The sequence below is a fragment of the Streptomyces sp. NPDC031274 genome (assembly GCF_055570235.1).
Genome location: NZ_JBVIHP010000111.1, coordinates 1 through 2,093 on the forward strand (window position 1 = coordinate 1; position 2,093 = coordinate 2,093).

The 2,093-nt window shown below is 66.1% G+C and carries 3 protein-coding genes; all 3 read right to left on the reverse strand.

The genetic code is table 11. The annotated features are described in order from the left end of the window. On the reverse strand, positions 1 to 777 hold a 777-nt coding region (locus ACZ5CR_RS43960; RefSeq protein ID WP_468868922.1), incomplete at its 3' end, for a sigma factor-like helix-turn-helix DNA-binding protein. Positions 778 to 790: 13 nt separating this feature from the next. Then, entirely contained in the window at positions 791 to 1,390 is a 600-nt protein-coding gene (locus ACZ5CR_RS43965) for a hypothetical protein (protein ID WP_468868926.1), read from the reverse strand. Beyond that, on the reverse strand, positions 1,387 to 2,093 hold a 707-nt coding region (locus ACZ5CR_RS43970), incomplete at its 5' end, for a helicase-related protein (protein WP_468868928.1). The genes ACZ5CR_RS43970 and ACZ5CR_RS43965, both read right to left, overlap by 4 nt.

A 2,093-nucleotide genomic window follows, 5' to 3' on the forward strand; every position in this document is an offset into this window, starting at 1 on the left:
GAATGCCTCCACGGCGTTCGGGTATGGAGTCACGTTCAGGTGGGGCCATTCGGCCAGCGCCCACTGCCCCTCCAGCCGGAGCGGGACGAACCTCTCGTCGCGCCTGAGCGCCTCGACGACGGCGGGCTTCCGCTTGATCCCAGTCGGTTCGAGCAGGTCCTCAGCCGGGCAGGGTTCGCCATTCGCCAGCAGGTAGAGGTAGGCCGCGTCCCTACCGCGGGCGCGACGACGTAGCCAAGATCCCTCGACGCCAGGCACAAGAGGACTCTTCGAGTGCCCAAGCAGCTCCAGCAGGGGAACATCGTCCGGCACACCGGCCGACGCGAAGGTCACCGCCACATCCTCCCCACGCAGCGGTGCTTCCTCCACTCCAGCTCGCAGCAGGACCTCCAAGGCGGTCGGATTGCGCGTCCACCAGCCATGCAGACGACCAGCCCAGGTCAAAGGAGGCTCAGCCCCCGCAGCTTGGACGAGAAGCCCCACACCGATGTGCTCGCGTACCTCCAGCCCCGCAGCCAGTTCGGACTCGGGTACTGCCGGACTCACGGTCAGAGCCATGAGCCGATCGCGCCAGTCAGGGACGAAGGCGTCGGCGTAGGAGCAGAGGCGCTCCTGCGCCTTCACAATCAACTGACGAGCCCTTTCACGGCTCATCTCATGCTGCTGTCCAATGCTTCCGAGCGTTTCTCCACGGGCACGGTCCTCGACGATGCGACGAGACCGGGGGGGAAGAGCACGCCAAGCGGCGCTAAGCCAGTCGTCGACAGCCCCGGTCATCGCACCGTCCCCTTCAGCCATCGGTGACATGCGCGCTGATCAGTCCGAGCCGGTGCGCGATCCGCTGGTTGGTCGCCTTCTGCTCCGGGGTGATCTTCCGAACGAAGGAATCCACCGTGCAGATGACCCAGGGCAGCGCATCGCCACCAGCCTGTGCCGCGATGGCCGCCCACGCGAGGTGCTTGAAGTCGCGCATCGGGGCCCAGGCGAAGCGCTGCTCCGTCTCCTCGTCGTCCTCGTGGCGAATCTTCACACAGAGCGGCTTGATGGCGAGGGTCTCGAGGTCGACTTCCCAGCCGGGACCGAGCGCCCGCACAACGAGCTCGCTGACCGGGGTAGAGGGCTTGGCCACGAGCGGGGCCCACTTGCCCACCCCGTAGGTGGCCCGGACGTACTCCTTCATGGGCCTGTCCTTGAGCCACGGCCGGACATTCTCGGTCTTCCCGATGAACGGCAGAAGCCGTCCTCCGACCGCCGGGTCGGACGTCCACGCCACGTAGTGCCGGGTGCGGTCCGCATCCGGCAGGTAGATCCAGTTGAGGTCGGCCATCCTCTTGTAGAGGAGGCGCACGACTTCTTCTTCCAGGTCCGTGGGGATCGCGTACTTGCTCATTCGATTCCTCTCGTCAAAGGGAACTGCAGGCGGACCTCGTCCGCCTTGGTCTCAAGGTCCGCCGCGTCCTGGATCCAGTGGTCCATCAGGGACCCGACGGTCTTGTCGCTGAACTGGATGCGGGAGGCGTGCGGCATACGTACGCGCAGGTGCTCGCTCTCTTGCGCCTCCTGCGCCTCCAGCGATCGCCGAAGTTCTAGGGTCGCCGCCACCCTGCGGATGTCGGTCACGAAGTCGAGGACCCTCAGGGCGACTTTGCCGGGGCTGAGCCGAAGTCCACGCCCGAGTTGCTGGACGAAGATCCGCCGGCTGTGCGTGACCCGCAGGAACGCGATGAGGTTGACGTCCGGGACGTCGACCCCCTCGTTGAAGACGTCGACGCACGTGATCACTGGTACCCGGCCGAGCCGGAATTCGTTGAGCAGGACTTGGCGTCGCTGCCGCGGGAGCGCGCTGTGGAGGAAGGACGCGTTGGACCACGCCGAGTCGGACGCGGCGAACAACTGGGCCATGTGCTCGGCGTGTTCGATGGTCTGACAGAAGACGATGGCCCTCGGATCGACCGTCGTTCGCCACGCCTCGCGGAAGTGCTCGACGATCTCCTCGTCGCGTTGCGGCAGGAACAGGGACTTGTTGAGGTCCTTGATCGACTGGTCGTGCGCGCTGGCGTCCCTGACCACGTCCCAGTCGACGTTGTCGACGT

Coding starts and splice junctions, on each gene's coding strand:
- ACZ5CR_RS43965 (WP_468868926.1), bottom strand. CDS start 1,390: ATGAGCAAGTACGCGATCCCCACGGACCTGGAAGAAGAAGTCGTGCGC.